Here is a 15,147-nt window from a genome sequence, read left to right as displayed (position 1 = left end):
AGTGACACATCAGCGATCCACGCATTAATGAGCGCATTCGCGTGCCAGAGGTACGTCTCGTCGGCCCCAATGGTGAGCAGGTAGGCATCGTCCGCATCGAGGACGCGCTTCGACTGGCTCACGAGTCCGATCTGGACTTGGTCGAGGTGGCACCCAACGCCAAGCCTCCAGTGTGCAAACTGATGGACTTCGGCAAGTACAAGTACGAAGCCGCTGTCAAGGCTCGCGAAGCTCGCAAGAACCAGACCAATACGGTCCTGAAGGAAGTTCGCTTCCGCCTGAAGATTGACACCCACGACTACCAGACCAAGGTCGGCCACGCACTGCGCTTCCTGGGCGCCGGTGACAAGGTCAAGGCCATGATCCAGTTCCGTGGTCGTGAACAGCAGCGTCCCGAGATGGGTATCCGCCTGCTGGAGAAGTTTGCAGCGGATGTCGCCGAGGTTGGCGTCATTGAATCCAGCCCGCGCATCGATGGCCGAAACATGGTCATGGTTGTAGGTCCGCTGAAGAACAAGGCCGAGGCTCGCCGCGAACAGCAGCAGAAGTCGGGTGGCCGTGATTCGGCCAAGCGCAAGATCCGCACCGACGCTCCAGCCGAGACCGAAGGCCAGAATGTCGCAGCAGCGATGGACGAGGAATCTCGCGCCAAGCTGGAGCAGGCACGCCAAGCAGCTGAAGGCGACGCCTAGCCAAGCCTGTTGGGCTTTCGAGCCCGTCACCGCTAGACGGTGAAGGAACTTCCTTGGAAGATCCAACTACAAGAGAACAGCAGCGGTCACCTTTCGCAAGGGGCCCGCTTCGGATGATCCCTACACGTCATTCAATTGCCGTGTGGAGCACGTAAGGAGAACGGCAGCTATGCCGAAGTTCAAGACTCACAGTGGCGCCAAGAAGCGCTTCAAGGTTACCGGCAGCGGTAAGCTCGTCCGCCAGCAGGCTAACCGCCGTCACTACCTGGAGCACAAGTCCTCGCGACTGACCCGTCGCCTGGCTTCTGACCAGCTGGTCGCAAAGGCTGATGTGAAGACCATCAAGCGGATGCTGGGCCTCTGAGCCTCCCTTTCGCAATTCGGGGAAGCATCACCCCACCACCCATAGACTTCTCCCATTCCGCCACCGCGGCCTGGGGAACCAACTTGAAGGAGAACACACGTGGCACGTGTGAAGCGGGCAGTAAACGCCCACAAGAAGCGTCGCGTCGTAATGGAACGCGCCAAGGGCTACCGCGGTCAGCGTTCGCGCCTGTACCGCAAGGCCAAGGAGCAGCTGCTCCACTCGTTCGTTTACAGCTTCAACGACCGTCGCAAGCGCAAGGGTGACTTCCGCCGCCTGTGGATCCAGCGCATCAACGCTGCATCCCGCGCCAACGGTCTGACCTACAACCGTCTGATCCAGGGCCTGAAGGCCGCTGAGATCGAGGTTGACCGCCGCATGCTTGCCGAGCTGGCTGTCTCGGACTCCAACGCATTCGCCACTCTGGTTCAGGTAGCAAAGGGTGCCCTGCCGGCTGACGTCAACGCCCCAAAAGCGCCTAAGGTAGTAGCCGCTGCAGCCCCAAAGGCTGCTGCTAAGGCTGCTGCCGCTGCTCCAGAGGCCGCAAAGGCCCCAGCCGCAGAGGCTACGCAAGCAAACGGCGTCTTCAAGGTAGTTGAAGGTGCTGAGGTCCCAGAGGGCTTCATCATCAAGGGCAATGCAGGCTCCAACAAGTACCACGTACCGGGCTCGACTTGGTACGAGCAGACTGACGCTGAAGTTTGGTTCAACTCCATCGAGGCTGCCAAGGCCGCAGGCTTCGAGCCTGCCGGCGGCGAAGCCCGCCAGAAGATGAAGTAAATCTACTTCCTCTTTATTGGAGAGATCACACCAAAGGGTGGGATCCGCACTAGGTGCGGATCCTGCCCTTTGGCGTTTCTACCGGTATTCTCGAATCATGACCTATTCGCCCGAGCTCATGTCCAATCCACGCGCCGACAGGGTCAAGGCCGTCGCGCGGCTTGCCAGCCGCAAGGGACGTGAAGCCACCGGTCAGTTCCTCGCCGAAGGCCCGCAGGCCGTGCGGGAAGCGCTGCTGGCGCACCGGCACAACGACAACCTCATCCAGGACATCTATGCGGTTCCCGGATTCCTTGAAAGCCACCCCGAGTTCAACGCGCTGCTGGCCGACAGCAAGCTGACACCTCGCCTCGTCACCGGGGAAGTGCTGCTCGCCATGGCGGATACGCAGAGCCCGCAGGGGATCCTGGGGGTGGTGGCCATGAGCCAGCCGCAACTCAGCGAGGTGCTGGAAGCCAAGCCGAAACTGATTGCTGTGCTCTGCCGCGTCCAGGACCCGGGCAACGCCGGAACCATCCTGCGCGCAGCCGACGCCGCCGGCGCGGACGCGGTGGTGCTGACCAAGGGCAGCGTGGATATCTACAATCCGAAAGCCGTGCGCTCCACGGTGGGCTCGCTGTTCCACCTCCCGGTGCTCAGCAACATCGAATTCGACCACCTCGCGGCGGCTGCCAAGGCTACCGGCGTCCAGGTGCTGGCAGCCGACGGCTATGCAGCCCACAACCTCGACACCCTGCAGGACCAGGCGGTGCTGCGCGCCCACGCTGGAAGCGCCACCCCTTCCGAGGGAACCGAACCCGTGCTTGAATCTGCCACCATGTGGCTGTTCGGCAACGAAGGCCAAGGACTGGACGACCACGAAAAAGCCTCGGCCGACTTCCGCGTCGCAGTTCCGCTGTACGGTGTCGCCGAGTCTCTCAATGTCGGAACCGCGGCCACGGTCTGCCTCTACGGCTCGGCCCGCGCGCAGCGCTGACCGACCGCAATCGACCCCGAGGGAAGCAAACCTGAATGAATACCCCACTGAAGCAGATCGTCGCGGTGGCGATCGTCGACGACCTCACCTCGCCGACCCGGATGCTCGCCGCGCGCCGCAACCGTCCCGAAGCCTTGGCCGGCCTGTGGGAATTCCCCGGCGGCAAGGTCGAACCGGGGGAGTCCGACACCTCAGCGGTGCACCGCGAACTGCGCGAGGAACTGGGTGTCGAGCTGAGCCTCGGGGCCGAAATTACCGGTCCGCTGGCGCAGGGCTGGCAACTGAACGACAAGGCAGCGATGCGCGTCTGGTTCGCCGTCATCACGCAAGGGGAACCACAGCCTTTGGACGGCCACGACCAACTGGCGTGGCTCGACCTGGACGATTCGCTGGGCGAAGCGGTTGAGTGGATTCCCGCCGATGCGCCGATCGTCCGGGCCTGTCTAAATCTGAGCCGAATCGGCCATCTGGCCGGACACCCGTAGACTGGTATATAGCGTCAACAGTGGCTAGCTAGCCACGTCCCCAAGAATTCAAGGAGCGTCTCCGTGAAGAGACTCATTAGCGTCATTGCGCTGGCATTCGCTGCCGTGCTGGCCCTGTCCGGCTGCGTCAGCATGAACGCCGGCGTCAGCATCCAGGGCGACGACAAGGCCACCGGTACCGTCGAGGTCACCATGAAAAAGGACGCGCTCCAGGGCCTGGACTTCCAGGATCTGCTGGCCACCCAGGTCAACATGGACCAGCTGAACTCCCAGCTGGCCGGCGTCTGGACCACCACCGACATCGATGACGGCACAAACGTCGGACTGGCCTTCACCACCGCCAAGACCATGACCTTCACGGAGCTTGCCGACGCCTTCACCGTCTTCGGTTTCCCGGTCGCCATCTCCGGCAACGGCCAGGAGTTCAGCTTCTCGATGCCGGGCACCGGCCAGACCGCCGTGGACTCCAGCTTCACCGAGGCGAACTTCGCGGTGACCTTCCCGGGCGCGATCGTTTCCACCACCGCCGGCGAGGTCGACCACCACACCGTGACCTTCGACTTGATCCAGGGCGCCGAGACCTACCAGGCGACCGGCAAGGCAGATTTCTCGCTGTTCTACTCGACGATCTTCGGCGGCGCGCTGCTCGTGCTGACCCTGGTCTTCGTGCTCGCCTTCAGCCCCAAGGCCGCCAAGGAATCCCACTAACGCGGATTTCACCGCAGCTGCGTAAGCAGTGCCACGCTCAGGGCCCGTCATCGTTGAAACGAAGACGGGCCCTTGGCAATAGAATAGAAGCAAAGTGCTTGAACGAGTAATTACAAGATAAGAGTAAGGATCGATCGATCCCATGTCTGATCAGACACCATCAACGGCTCCGGACGCGGAGCCGAACATTCCGCACCCCACCGATGAAGCCGCGATTTCCCAGGCAGTAGAAGCCGCCCTGGCGGCCATCGAAGCCGCCGGGGACTTGACCGAGCTGAAGGAAGCGCGTCTGGCGCACACCGGCGAGAAGTCGCCGCTGTCGCTGGCCAACCGCCAGATCGGCAAGCTGGACAAGTCGGAAAAGGCCGTCGCCGGCAAGCTCGTGGGCGGCGCCCGCGGACGGGTCAACAAGGCCTTGGCCGCCCGCACCGTGGTGCTGGAAGAAGCCGAAGCCGCACGCATCCTCGTCGAGGAAACCGTCGACGTCACCGCCGCCCCGCGCCGCCGCCGCGCCGGAGCCCGCCACCCGCTGTCGGTCTTGCAGGACCGCGTCTCGGACATCTTCGTGGGCATGGGCTGGGAGATCGCCGAAGGCCCCGAGGTGGAATCCGAGTGGTTCAACTTCGACGCGCTGAACTTCAAGCCGGACCACCCGGCCCGCGAAATGCAGGACACCTTCTTCATCGAGCCTGCAGACGCCCATCTGGTGCTGCGCACCCACACCTCCCCGGTGCAGGTCCGCTCCATGCTTGAACGCGAAGTCCCGGTCTACGTGCTATGCCCGGGCCGCACCTTCCGCACCGACGAGCTGGACGCAACCCACACCCCGGTCTTCCACCAGTTCGAAGGCCTGGCCGTGGACAAGGGCCTGACCATGGCCGACCTGCGCGGAACCCTGGAGCACTTCGCACGGCAGATGTTCGGCGCCGAAGCGCAGATCCGACTGCGCCCTGCCTACTTCCCGTTCACCGAACCGAGCGCCGAACTCGACATCTGGCACCCGGGCGCCAAAGGCGGCCCGCGCTGGATTGAGTGGGGCGGCTGCGGAATGATCAACCCGAACGTGCTGCGCGCCGCAGGCATCGATCCGGAGGAATACTCCGGCTTCGCCTTCGGCATGGGCATCGAGCGCACGCTCATGTTCCGCAACGACGTCCCGGACATGCACGACATGATCGAGGGCGACGTACGTTTCAGCCAGCACTTCGGGATGGAGATCTAAGTTATGCGTATTCCACTGTCATGGCTGCGCGAGTACACGCAGCTTCCTGCCGATGCCTCGGCCGAAGACCTCATGGCGGACCTGGTCAAGGTCGGCTTGGAGGAAGAAGACGTCCACCGCCCCTCCGACGAGCTTTCAGGGCCGATCGTGGTCGGCCAGGTGCTCTCGCTGGTCAAGGAGGAAGCCTCCAACGGCAAGACCATCAACTGGTGCCAGGTCCGCGTGGTGCCTGAGGGCGCCGAGCAGACCCTGACCGGCAAGGGCATCGACCCCTCCGGCGTGCAGGGCATCGTGTGCGGCGCGCACAACTTCGTGGAGGGCGACAAGGTGGTCGTCACCCTTCCGGGCGCCGTGCTGCCCGGCGACTTCAAGATCTCCCCGCGCAAGACCTACGGCCACACCTCGGCCGGCATGATCGCCTCCAGCCGCGAGCTGGGCATCGGCGACGACCACGACGGCATCATCGTGCTCTCCCGCCTGGGCCTGGACCCGGAGCTGGGCACCGACGTGCTCGAGCTCTTCGGCCTGGACGACCAGGCCGCGGAGATCAACGTGACCCCTGACCGCGGCTACTGCTTCTCGATCCGCGGCGTGGCCCGCGAATACGGGCTGGCCACCGGCACCGCGTTCACCGATCCGGCCTCCAAGGTCCAGGTCACGGACGCCGCCGAAGCCGGGCACCCGGTGGTGCTCGCCGATGACGCGCCGATCTACGGCGTGGCGGGCTGCACCCGCTTCGTGACCCGCGAGGTGACCGGCATCGACCCGACCCGTCCGACCCCGCGCTGGATGGCTTCGCGCCTGCAGCTGGCCGGGATGCGCTCGATCTCCCTGCCAGTGGACATCTCCAACTACGTGATGCTGGAGCTGGGTTCCCCGCTGCACTTCTACGACGCGGACAAGCTCTCCGGCGCCATCACCGTGCGCCGCGCGGCAGCCGGCGAGAAGCTCACCACCCTGGATGAGAAGGAACGCGAGCTGTCGGTCGAGGACCTGCTGATCACCGACGAGTCCGGCGCCATCGGCATCGCCGGCGTCATGGGCGGGGCCAGCACCGAGGTGTCGGATGCGACTTCCCGCGTGCTGATCGAGGCCGCGCACTTCGACGCGGTGTCCATCGCCCGCTCGCGGCGCCGCCACAAGCTGCCCTCCGAAGCCTCCAAGCGCTTCGAACGCGGCGTGGACCCGCGCATCATGCAGATCGCCGCGCAGCGCGCCGTGGACCTGCTGGTCGAGCTGGCCGGCGGCACCGAGACCGCCAAGATCACCGACGCCGGAGCCGTGCCGCAGGCCGCGCAGATCGTGCTGCCCGCAGGCTTCGCCTCGGCGCTGATCGGCGTGGACTACACCGATGCGCAGATCATCTCCGCGCTGGAGGGCATCGGCGCCGAGGTGTCGCAGGACGCCGCCGGCTTCACCGTGACCGCCCCGAGCTGGCGCCCGGACCTGGCCATCAAGGAAGACCTGGTCGAAGAGGTCGCCCGCGTGATCGGCTACGACCAGATCCCTGCCACCCTGCCGGTAGCCCCTCCAGGCCGCGGCCTGAGCCGTTCCCAGTCCCAGCGCCGCCGCGTGCTGCAGGGCCTGGCCGACTTCGGCATGACCGAGGTGCTCTGCTACCCGTTCGTCTCCGAGGCGCAGAACAACACCTTCGGCGCGGCGCAGGCCGGGGACCAGGTCAAGGCCATCACCCTGGCCAACCCGATCTCCAAGGAATTCCGCTTCCTGCGCACCTCGCTGCTGCCGGGCCTGCTGGACACCGCCCGCCGCAACAACGGCCGCGGCTTCCGCGACCTGGCCCTGTACGAGGGCGGCTTGGTCTTCTTTCCGGGCGTGCAGCTGGGTTCCAGTGTGCTTCCCCCGCTGGGCGCCAAGCCGAGCGACGAGGTGCTGGCCGAGCTCTTCGCCGGCGTGCCGAACCAGCCATGGCAGATCGCCGGCGTGTTCACCGGCCATGAGGCTCCGGCCGCCGCCGGGTTCGCCCCGCGCGTTTGGGACTGGGCCGACGCACTGGATGCCGCGCGCACCGTCGCCGACATCCTGGGCACCGAGCTGGAGATCGTCCAGGGCAGCCACCAGGCGTTCCACCCGGGCCGTGCCGCGGCGCTGAAGCTGAACGGCGAGATCGTCGGCTACGCCGGCGAGCTGCACCCGGCCCTGCTGAAGGATGCCGATCTTCCGGCGCGCACCGTAGCCTTCGAGCTGAACGCCACCGCCGTGATGGACGCCGCCCCCGCAGTAGTGGTCGCCGAGCACCTGTCCACCCAGCCGCTGGCCACCCAGGACGTGGCCTTGGTGGTCGACCGCGAGGTCGTGGCCGGCGACGTGCTGGCTGCCCTGCGCGAAGGCGCCGGCGAGCTGCTGGAAGACGTCGCGCTGTTCGACGTCTACGAGGGCAAGGGCATCGAGGACGGCAAGAAGTCGCTGGCCTTCGGCCTGCGTTTCCGCGCCACCGACCGCACCCTGACCGCTGACGAGGCTTCCGAGGCGCGTGCCGCCGCGGTGGCCGTGGCCGCCGAGAAGTTCGGCGCCGTCCAGCGCTAGGACGCAACAGCGCAGCACGCCCCGACTCCCCGGACCCCCGGAGAGTCGGGGCGTTTCCCTTGCCCGCTAGCGGTACAGGAATCGGTACCAGTGCGGCCGGGATTGCTTCTGGAACCAGCCCAGCTCGCGGGTTTCGGCTGGGTAGTCGTCGATCAGCGCCCACTGGGGAAGGACGTCCTGCAGCTCTTCGCGGGAGATCCCTCCGATGAACGAGTTGAATCGGGAGTTGCCGAATTGCAAGGCCAGGAACGTCGCGCCTGGCGCGGCCAGCCGGCCGACCGCATGCCCGTAGCGGCTGCGGGCTTCGCCTACCAGACCTTGCAGGCACCCGGAATCCAGGAAGAAATTGAACCCAGGCGTCAGCTCGGACAGGTCTGTCACGTCGGCCTGTACGTAGGTCTCGTGCGGCCCGGCCTGGTCACGGGCACGGACCAGGGCCCGCTGCTGCGCATCCACGCCGACTACCTCGAAACCTGCCGCGGCCATGCGGCGGCAGTGGATCCCGCTGCCGTAGCCGAGATCAATGGCCCGGGGGAGAACACCAGGGGATGCACCTGCATGCTGCTCGATTTCGACCTGCAGCTGATGCTCGAAGTTGGCGAGGTGGAGCTTGGCGTAGTGTTCCCAGGGGTGCAAGCCCAAGCGGTAATACAAGCCGTAGTTGATTTCCATGGTGATCCCCTCCGCCGTAATTGAGGTATGCAGAGCATTATCATCCCAGGAAGCCCGTCCTAGCTAGGATGCGAACGCGTGAACGGCCGGCCTTGTCCACGGGCTAGACTTGTGGCTTGGGTTGATTCGGTGCGAAAGGGGAACCCATGTCTGCTGCGCGGAAAACGGGGGCTTGCCTGCTCGTTGTGGTTTTGGGAGCGATGGCTGTCGTGGCGGCTATCGCCATTGCGTGGGGCGCGGTGCTGCTGATCCAGCGCGGTGCGGGAACGCATCTGGACGAACCAGCGCAGGACCAGCAGCGCGAACAAGAATTCAGGGACGGCTACAAGCCGTCTTCCGAAACTTCGGAGTCTGCCGAGCGGTAGGTATTCGGGGCGATCCGCAGGGCCAGGGTGACCAGGTCCTCGGCATCGGTGCCCTGCGTGGTGAATCCGTAGCGCTCCAGCAACTTGAGCGAACCGGTATTGTTCCTTAATGCCCTGGCGATAAACGCCGTGGCGCCCTGGTCGGCCAGCAATGACACGCCTTGGGGGATCATGTGGCCGGCGATGCTCCGTCCCCAGAACTGCGGGTCAACCCAATAGCCGATTTCACTTGCTTCAGGCTTGCGCGTTGCGGTGAAGAATCCCACCGGAGTCCTTTCCCTGCCAAGCGATAAACCATTGGACGCCCGGATCCTGCAGCGCCTGCTCCATTCGTCGCGAAAGATAGGGGCCCGTCCACGGCCTGCCGTCGCCGGTAAAGGCCGTGACACGCGGATCACTGGCGAGCTTGGCCAGGAAATCATGATCCGCTGTGGAAAAGGGCATCAAACGCACGGGTTCTGTCATGGGACAAGTTTAAAAGTGAATGCCGAGGAATGGAACGAAGGGTTCGCATTCCTCGGCATGTCAGCAGAGTGCTTTGCCGGTTCTAGCTGCCGGATACGGTCTTCTCGACAGGTGGCAAATCCGACCATGGGAAGGTGATCCACTTGTCGGTGCGGCGCCATTCGTAGTCGGGAACCATGATGGTGCGCGGCTTGGTGTAGAGGCAAACGGTCTTGACGTTTGCGCCCCATTCGGAGATGAGGTCGACGACCTTGGCAAGGGTGCGGCCGGAATCCGAGACGTCGTCAACGAGCAGCACGTTCTTGCCGTGCAGCGCGCCCTCGTCCAGCATCGGAGGAAGCACCACTGGCTCCTCAAGAACCGTGCCAATGCCGGTGTAGAACTCCACGTTCAGGGCACCGCAGGCCTTGGCGCCCAAGGCGTAGGCGATGGAACCGGCCAACAGCAGTCCGCCGCGGGCGATGGCCACGACTACGTCGGTCTCGAAACCGCTGTCGACAACGGTCTGTGCCAGTTCGCGGGATGCCACACCGAAGGTGTCCCAGGTGAGAACTTCGCGTTCGGCTTCAGGAAGTACGGCTGCGCCGGAATCGTCAATGCTAGTCATCCTCCGATTTTACAACCACTTGTAACACGCATTGACATGAAAGGGTTTCATCCTTTCGGATTTCTTGGTTCTTCTCCCATCATTATTGCTGGTCTGATATGCGACGAAGCGTTGAATTCGAAAGTCTGCAAGGCCATCGGTTCCGGACGAAGTGTTACCCGCATCTCTGATATACCGTCGATCTGCGCTCCCGCGTGCGAGTCCGAGCTGCCGGCGGGGCACGGGGAGTCTTGCGCCGAGTGGCGCAGGGCAGTGGGGAGCTGATCATCCCTGAGAGCTATATTCAGCGAATTGGGTTGTAAGGCTACCTGGCTAGTGAGGATATCTAAGGATGGAAGATTTTGAAGACTATCCGGAACTGACGCGGGCCGCGCTGCCGCAGGCGGTGCTTGCGGTGCTGAGCCATGGGGAGAACCACGGGTACGCCATTGCCGAGAAGCTTCGCCAGCACGGTTTTGCGCGGATCAAGGGTGGGACGCTGTACCCGCTGCTGAAGCGGTTGGACGAACAGAAGCTTACGCAGCACCTGTGGACGCACGAGCACGCGGGACCTCCGCGCAAGCTCTTCAAGCTCACGCCGCAGGGCGAGGCGGAACTTCTGCGTGCTGAAGCCGCGTGGACCGGCATGACCCGGGCCTTGACCAGCATCCGAACGACCAGCCAGGAGAAATCATGAACTACGAACGGAAGCTGGCCTTCAACCTGCGGATGCAGGGCATGACTGAAGCGGAGATCGCTGAGACGCTCAAAGAGGTTCGGTCCTATGAGAACACAGCGGGAACCTCCGTCGAGACGGAATTCGGCCCTGCCGAGGAGTACGCCAAGCAGTTCCCGAAACGAAAGCGGCGCACGCAGGGCCGGGCCATTGCCAGCGTCGGCATGGTGCTGGCGATCGTGTACCTGCTTTTCGCCTTCTTCGGCAAACCGCTCGCGGGGATCGATATCCGGGATTATGTCGGCCCTCTGGTGATCCTGCCAGCGCTCGCCGTCATCGCCGCGGGTTTGCTCCTTGGATTCCTGGTGGACTACTTCCGGCCTGCCCGAGTCTCGTAGTGCGATTGCCGTTCGCGAGACGAGCGATCCGGGACAATGGCTTCGCGCCGCTTGGGTCCGGCCGCTTCATCCTCAGCGTGGCCCGCGGCGGCCATCCGAACTGCGTGGTCAGTTGGGAATGCAATTGAGGTTCAAGACTTCGTTTGAAATAGCCGATACGATGGCTTAAAGCCATTGTTGCGATGATCGACCTGCTATTGGACCGGAGTTCTGCACATGCAATTTCGCCACTCTTTGACTCGATGCTCTGCCGCGGCGGCCGTGGTCCTGTTGGGGCTAGCCCCGGGACTGCCGGCAGCTGCTGCCAGCAGTTCAACGATCGGCGTCGCCGCCGGAGCGAATCTGGAGGGCATCAGCGTCTACGACACGGCCGATGTCCTCAATGATGAGAAGATCAAGGACGCCCTCTCAAGCATCGATTTCAACGAGCCTACAAAGGTTGCGGTCTTCTCCCGCCAAGGCGAATACTCCGACGACATCAACAGCGAAACACTCGCGTTCGCCCGGGAGGAGCATCCTGAATGGATCTCGCAAGATGCCGAGGACTACGGCGACTATTGGGCCGACGGATACTTCATCATCACACTCTCGGTTGAGGGACACGGCGACGGCCAGATCGGAACCTACTTCGGCGAAGACCGCAAGGTTTCAACGAGCCAGATGGAATCCATCCACGAGGCAGGATATGAGGACTTCAACCTCTCGCGCTGGACCGACGGCGTGATCGCCGTTGGCGCCAAGGGCGCGAAGATCATGAACCGACCATGGTACAAGAACCCCGCCCTGTGGATCACCACCGGTGTCGCCGGCGGCGCCGCGGGAGCGACGGGTTTGGTGGTTCTCGGTGTCAGGGCTTCACGGCGCAAGGAGTTCGAAGCGAACCTCAGCACCGGACGGGAGCATCTAAGCAATGTGACCATGGATTTAGATACCACCGAGCTGTCCGCCCGTACCTTGCCGACCGGCTCGCGCCATGCGGCGGATCTGGAACGTCGTTTCGCCGATTTCATGGCCAAGTACCGCACGTTGTTCGCCCGGCAACAGGAGCTTGAAGCCGCGACGAAGAAAACCCGCTCCTCCGGCTCCGGTGTCGCCCTGTCCAAGGACTTCATCGATACCGCCCAGCAGCTGGACGCGACCGATGACGCGATCATCGCCGCCGCAGCGCTCTACACCAGGTCTGCCACGTGGCAAGAGGCCTGGCGGGCGCAGACGGCTCCGATCCTTGAAGACCTGGCGGAACTCCCCGAGTTGCTCGGCGGCCCGGACAAGAAGCTGGGCCCGGCCGGGAGCGCGCTGCGCTCATTCGCCGACACGGCGCAGCAGGAAGTGCAGGCCGTCGGCACGGACTTGGCCGCGCAGGTGATCGATGTCGATACCGCCCTGGACCGGCTCAGCGAACTGCGCAAGCAATTAACCAAACGCCTCGACGCCTACGCGGCCGCGCGGATCGGCGCCTACGCCAAGTCCGAGGCCGAAGAAAAGCAAATGCGCGCGAAGCTGCGCAAGCAACGCTACGCCTCCACCGGAACCCGCAGCGGCGGGTCGATCCTGGACGTCACCAGCCCGGCAGAATTCTTCTGGCGGGTCAGTGCTTTCAACATCGGCTATCAATCCGCGGTCAAGGCAGTGGACAGTTCCCGCCAGGCGGCCAGCTCGTCCTCCGGAGTCTCCACCGGTTACTCCGGAGGCGGCAGTTTCTCCGGCGCCGGCGGTTCCTCCCGTTTCTAGGGCGCTGCACCCGAAGTTGTCGAGCAGGTGGCCGCACCGGCTCGATCTGCGCCGGTCGCCCGAGCTGGCTAGACCGCCGCGCGCACCTGGGCCAGCAGGCGCTGCGGCGTTTCCCAGAGGACCTCGCGCATCCACTGCTCGCCCAGGCCCAGGGCGTCGAGGGCCTGGAGCTGGTGGCTGTAGGGGTAGGGGATATTGGGGAAGTCGGTGCCGAGCACGACCTTGCCTGCCAGCTGCGCCAGCAGTGCGCGGTAGCCTTCGGGCATCGGCGCGAACTGCTCCGTGAAATCGGTGGCCAGCATGGTGGTGTCGAGATAGACGTTCGGGTGCTCCAGCGCCAGCTCGGCGAACTCGCTGTAGTCAGGCAACCCCGCATGGGCGATCACCAGCACCAAGTCCTCATGGCGCGCCAGCAGCCGGCGGATGGGCTCGATGCCGGTGTGCTGCCCCTTGTGCGGGCCGTTGCCGCAGTGGATGATGACCGGGGTGCGGGCTTCGGCCACCAGCTGCCAGGCCCGATCCAGCTGCGGATCGTTGGGATCGAAGTTTCCGACCTGGACGTGGATCTTGAAGACCTCGACGCCCGATTCGAGGCAGTCCCTGACCTGCTGTTCGGTGCCCTCCTCGGGATAGAAGGTCCCGGAGGCGATGGCCTGCGGATGGAGCGCCGCGAAGTTCTTCGAGTACTCGTTCAGCCAGTCGGCCATGCCCGGGCGGTGCGCATAGTTCAGGGTGCTGAACCGGGCGACGCCCAGCTGCTCCAGGGTCGCGACGCGTTGCGCCTCGTCGGTGCGGTAGCTGATCGGCCACGGCAGGTCGCCATCCGCTTCGCGGCCATCGAAGAATGCCCAGACCTTGTCCAGCACGTTTTGCGGCATGAAATGCACATGCAGGTCGATCAGCCCCGGAAGGCCCAGTCGGTGCAGGTAGTCCTTGATCTCGGCATCATTGGCGGGGCTTCGTTGCTCCCGGGGAAGATGTTCCACTGGTGAACTCCGTGGGTTGTCGGTACGGGGAAATGAGGGCCGGCCGCGGGCCGGAGGCCGGATCAGTCCAGCAGCGCCGCGGTCCGGGCGACGGCGAAAGCCAGGAAGCACAGCGCTCCGGCAAAAAGTGCCCAGTCGACGACGCCGAAGGAGGAAAAGTCATTGGCGAAGCGCTGGCGCATGCTGGTGCGCTGGATGGCCTTGGCCCGCGCCGAGTTTTGCCGGTTCCGATGCACGTGGCGGCCGTGGCCGCCATCCGAATTCTCGGACTTGGCACTGAACACTGCGTAGAACAACAGCAGGAACAGGCCCGCACCCAGGAGCCAGGACATCGCCAGTGAAGCCAACAGCTCATTCAAGGTAGTCGATTATGGCGGGAGGCCGCCTGCCGGGGGGGCACAGGCCCCGCAGCCGCGGCGCCGAGGCTAGGGAACGAGCAGCACCTTGCCCGTGGTGCTGCGGGACTCCAATGCGGTGTGGGCCGCCGCGGCCTCGGACAGCGGGAAGCTCGCGCCGATGCGCACATCCAGCTTGCCTTCGGAGGCCCAGCGGAAGATGTCGCCGAAACGCCAGTGCATTTCGTATTCGGTGGCAATGAAGTCGTCGAGCTTCGGTCGGGTGACGGTCAGCGAGCCGCCGGCGTTCAACCGCTGGAGGTTGAAGTCCGGCACCTGGCCGCTGGCTCCGCCGAACAGCACCAGGGTGCCGCGGCGGCGCAGCGCGGTCAGCGAGGTCTCGAAGGTGTCCTTGCCGATGCCGTCGTAGACCGCATGCACCCCCTGGCCGTCGGTGACCTTTTCGACGGTCTGAGCCACCTGGCCGTAGTCCACCACGTAGTCCGCACCGGCCGCCTTGGCCAAGTCCTTCTTCTCCTGGGTGCTGGCGGTGGTGATCACCGTAGCGCCTTTGAGCTTGAGCAGCTGGGTCAACAGCAGTCCCACGCCGCCGGCGCCGGCGTAGGTCAGGATGACATCTCCCTCGCGCACGATGTAGCTCGAATTCACCAGGTAGTGGGCGGTCATGCCCTGCAGCGGCAGCGCGGCGGCCACCTGCAGGTCTACGCCGGCGGGAACGTGGCCCGCCCGTGCGGCATCGACTACCGCGTACTGGGCGTAGCCGGCGGTGCCGGAGGCGGTCGCGACCCGGTCGCCGACGGCGAAGTTCTGCACTCCCTGCCCGACTTCGGTGACGACTCCTGAGAACTCCGAGCCCGGGGTGAACGGGTAGTCGACCTTGTAGACGCCGCTGCGCTGGTAGGTTTCGATGAAGTTGACTCCGGCGGCGGCGACCTTCACCTGCACTTGCCCCGGCCCCGCGGACGGAATGGGCGCCTGTCCCAGAACCAGCCCCTTGGCATCCGAGGGTTCGGCAACGAGTATGGCTTGCTGCTGCATGGGGGAGCGCTCCTGTGGAAGATTGACGTCGGCCCGCATCGCCCGGGCCACTGCTAGGCCCAGTCTATGACTCGAGCCTGCATGGTGGTTGGTCGAAAGCGCC

The 15,147-nt window shown here is 64.6% G+C and carries 18 protein-coding genes; 11 read left to right on the top strand and 7 right to left on the bottom strand.

Going from position 1 to position 15,147, the window contains the following annotated elements:
* Window positions 1–41: 41 nt before the first annotated feature.
* The 8 genes from infC (at window position 42) to pheT (ending at window position 7,771) form a co-directional block, all read left to right on the top strand.
* A complete protein-coding gene (gene infC / locus C1H84_RS03710; RefSeq protein ID WP_053797719.1) occupies window positions 42–692 on the top strand; it encodes a translation initiation factor IF-3 in 651 nt (216 codons plus the stop codon).
* Window positions 693–861: 169 nt separating this feature from the next.
* Window positions 862–1,056, top strand: a complete 195-nt coding sequence (rpmI, locus tag C1H84_RS03705) for a 50S ribosomal protein L35 (RefSeq protein WP_047121169.1) — start codon at window positions 862–864, stop codon at window positions 1,054–1,056.
* A 99-nt stretch (window positions 1,057–1,155) separates the two neighbouring features.
* Window positions 1,156–1,836 carry a 50S ribosomal protein L20, sunset domain variant gene (gene rplT / locus C1H84_RS03700; protein WP_047121170.1) on the top strand — a complete coding sequence of 227 codons (681 nt, stop codon included), beginning with the start codon at window positions 1,156–1,158 and terminating at the stop codon, window positions 1,834–1,836.
* A gap of 97 nt (window positions 1,837–1,933) precedes the next feature.
* A complete protein-coding gene (locus tag C1H84_RS03695; protein WP_047121171.1) occupies window positions 1,934–2,812 on the top strand; it encodes a TrmH family RNA methyltransferase in 879 nt (292 codons plus the stop codon).
* Window positions 2,813–2,847: 35 nt separating this feature from the next.
* Window positions 2,848–3,297 carry a (deoxy)nucleoside triphosphate pyrophosphohydrolase gene (locus tag C1H84_RS03690; protein ID WP_113606582.1) on the top strand — a complete coding sequence of 150 codons (450 nt, stop codon included), beginning with the start codon at window positions 2,848–2,850 and terminating at the stop codon, window positions 3,295–3,297.
* A gap of 63 nt (window positions 3,298–3,360) precedes the next feature.
* Complete coding sequence (locus C1H84_RS03685) at window positions 3,361–4,005, top strand: LppM family (lipo)protein (protein ID WP_113606581.1); 645 nt, start codon at window positions 3,361–3,363, stop codon at window positions 4,003–4,005.
* A gap of 142 nt (window positions 4,006–4,147) precedes the next feature.
* Window positions 4,148–5,227, top strand: a complete 1,080-nt coding sequence (gene pheS, locus C1H84_RS03680; protein WP_053797722.1) for a phenylalanine--tRNA ligase subunit alpha — start codon at window positions 4,148–4,150, stop codon at window positions 5,225–5,227.
* A 3-nt stretch (window positions 5,228–5,230) separates the two neighbouring features.
* Window positions 5,231–7,771: a phenylalanine--tRNA ligase subunit beta gene (gene pheT, locus C1H84_RS03675; RefSeq protein ID WP_113606580.1), complete on the top strand. Its 2,541-nt coding sequence runs from the start codon at window positions 5,231–5,233 to the stop codon at window positions 7,769–7,771.
* 66 nt (window positions 7,772–7,837) lie between these two features.
* Here pheT and C1H84_RS03670 read toward each other — a convergent pair whose 3' ends face one another.
* The 4 genes from C1H84_RS03670 to C1H84_RS03660 all read right to left on the bottom strand — a co-directional run bounded on the left by C1H84_RS03670 (window position 7,838) and on the right by C1H84_RS03660 (window position 9,880).
* Window positions 7,838–8,443, bottom strand: coding sequence for a class I SAM-dependent methyltransferase (locus C1H84_RS03670; RefSeq protein ID WP_113606579.1), 606 nt, complete (start codon window positions 8,441–8,443; stop codon window positions 7,838–7,840).
* Between the two features lie 322 nt (window positions 8,444–8,765).
* Window positions 8,766–9,074 carry a GNAT family N-acetyltransferase gene (locus tag C1H84_RS03665; RefSeq protein ID WP_342352841.1) on the bottom strand — a complete coding sequence of 103 codons (309 nt, stop codon included), beginning with the start codon at window positions 9,072–9,074 and terminating at the stop codon, window positions 8,766–8,768.
* A complete protein-coding gene (locus tag C1H84_RS18470) occupies window positions 9,043–9,273 on the bottom strand; it encodes a GNAT family N-acetyltransferase (protein ID WP_244910832.1) in 231 nt (76 codons plus the stop codon). The genes C1H84_RS03665 and C1H84_RS18470 overlap by 32 nt, the downstream gene beginning before the upstream one ends.
* 82 nt (window positions 9,274–9,355) lie before the next feature.
* Window positions 9,356–9,880, bottom strand: coding sequence for a phosphoribosyltransferase (locus C1H84_RS03660; RefSeq protein ID WP_047121177.1), 525 nt, complete (start codon window positions 9,878–9,880; stop codon window positions 9,356–9,358).
* 331 nt (window positions 9,881–10,211) lie between these two features.
* Between C1H84_RS03660 and C1H84_RS03655 the strand changes: the two genes are divergently transcribed.
* The 3 genes from C1H84_RS03655 to C1H84_RS03645 all read left to right on the top strand — a co-directional run bounded on the left by C1H84_RS03655 (window position 10,212) and on the right by C1H84_RS03645 (window position 12,664).
* Window positions 10,212–10,556, top strand: coding sequence for a PadR family transcriptional regulator (locus C1H84_RS03655; RefSeq protein WP_047121178.1), 345 nt, complete (start codon window positions 10,212–10,214; stop codon window positions 10,554–10,556).
* A complete protein-coding gene (locus C1H84_RS03650; protein WP_053797728.1) occupies window positions 10,553–10,933 on the top strand; it encodes a hypothetical protein in 381 nt (126 codons plus the stop codon). The genes C1H84_RS03655 and C1H84_RS03650 overlap by 4 nt, the downstream gene beginning before the upstream one ends.
* Before the next feature lie 216 nt (window positions 10,934–11,149).
* A complete protein-coding gene (locus C1H84_RS03645; RefSeq protein ID WP_113606577.1) occupies window positions 11,150–12,664 on the top strand; it encodes a DUF5129 domain-containing protein in 1,515 nt (504 codons plus the stop codon).
* A gap of 68 nt (window positions 12,665–12,732) precedes the next feature.
* Here the strand turns inward: C1H84_RS03645 and C1H84_RS03640 are convergent, their stop codons facing one another.
* From C1H84_RS03640 to C1H84_RS03630, 3 genes are all read right to left on the bottom strand, one after another.
* Window positions 12,733–13,650: an amidohydrolase family protein gene (locus C1H84_RS03640; RefSeq protein ID WP_047121181.1), complete on the bottom strand. Its 918-nt coding sequence runs from the start codon at window positions 13,648–13,650 to the stop codon at window positions 12,733–12,735.
* 62 nt (window positions 13,651–13,712) lie between these two features.
* Window positions 13,713–13,997, bottom strand: coding sequence for a hypothetical protein (locus C1H84_RS03635; protein WP_146955848.1), 285 nt, complete (start codon window positions 13,995–13,997; stop codon window positions 13,713–13,715).
* A gap of 78 nt (window positions 13,998–14,075) precedes the next feature.
* The gene (locus tag C1H84_RS03630) at window positions 14,076–15,044 is read right to left on the bottom strand and encodes a quinone oxidoreductase family protein (RefSeq protein WP_052772615.1); all 969 of its coding nucleotides are present in this window, start codon (window positions 15,042–15,044) and stop codon (window positions 14,076–14,078) included.
* Window positions 15,045–15,147 lie beyond the last annotated feature (103 nt).

It is taken from the genome of Glutamicibacter soli, from assembly GCF_003309065.1.
Taxonomy (GTDB): domain Bacteria; phylum Actinomycetota; class Actinomycetes; order Actinomycetales; family Micrococcaceae; genus Glutamicibacter; species Glutamicibacter soli.
The sequence above is the reverse complement of the archived record's forward strand: the minus strand, read 5'-3'. Positions and strand labels throughout refer to the sequence as shown.

Coding starts and splice junctions, on each gene's coding strand:
- rpmI (WP_047121169.1), top strand. CDS start 862: ATGCCGAAGTTCAAGACTCACAGTGGCGCCAAGAAGCGCTTCAAGGTT.
- C1H84_RS03695 (WP_047121171.1), top strand. CDS start 1,934: ATGACCTATTCGCCCGAGCTCATGTCCAATCCACGCGCCGACAGGGTC.
- C1H84_RS03690 (WP_113606582.1), top strand. CDS start 2,848: ATGAATACCCCACTGAAGCAGATCGTCGCGGTGGCGATCGTCGACGAC.
- pheS (WP_053797722.1), top strand. CDS start 4,148: ATGTCTGATCAGACACCATCAACGGCTCCGGACGCGGAGCCGAACATT.
- pheT (WP_113606580.1), top strand. CDS start 5,231: ATGCGTATTCCACTGTCATGGCTGCGCGAGTACACGCAGCTTCCTGCC.
- C1H84_RS03670 (WP_113606579.1), bottom strand. CDS start 8,443: ATGGAAATCAACTACGGCTTGTATTACCGCTTGGGCTTGCACCCCTGG.
- C1H84_RS18470 (WP_244910832.1), bottom strand. CDS start 9,273: ATGACAGAACCCGTGCGTTTGATGCCCTTTTCCACAGCGGATCATGAT.
- C1H84_RS03660 (WP_047121177.1), bottom strand. CDS start 9,880: ATGACTAGCATTGACGATTCCGGCGCAGCCGTACTTCCTGAAGCCGAA.
- C1H84_RS03655 (WP_047121178.1), top strand. CDS start 10,212: ATGGAAGATTTTGAAGACTATCCGGAACTGACGCGGGCCGCGCTGCCG.
- C1H84_RS03650 (WP_053797728.1), top strand. CDS start 10,553: ATGAACTACGAACGGAAGCTGGCCTTCAACCTGCGGATGCAGGGCATG.
- C1H84_RS03645 (WP_113606577.1), top strand. CDS start 11,150: ATGCAATTTCGCCACTCTTTGACTCGATGCTCTGCCGCGGCGGCCGTG.
- C1H84_RS03630 (WP_052772615.1), bottom strand. CDS start 15,044: ATGCAGCAGCAAGCCATACTCGTTGCCGAACCCTCGGATGCCAAGGGG.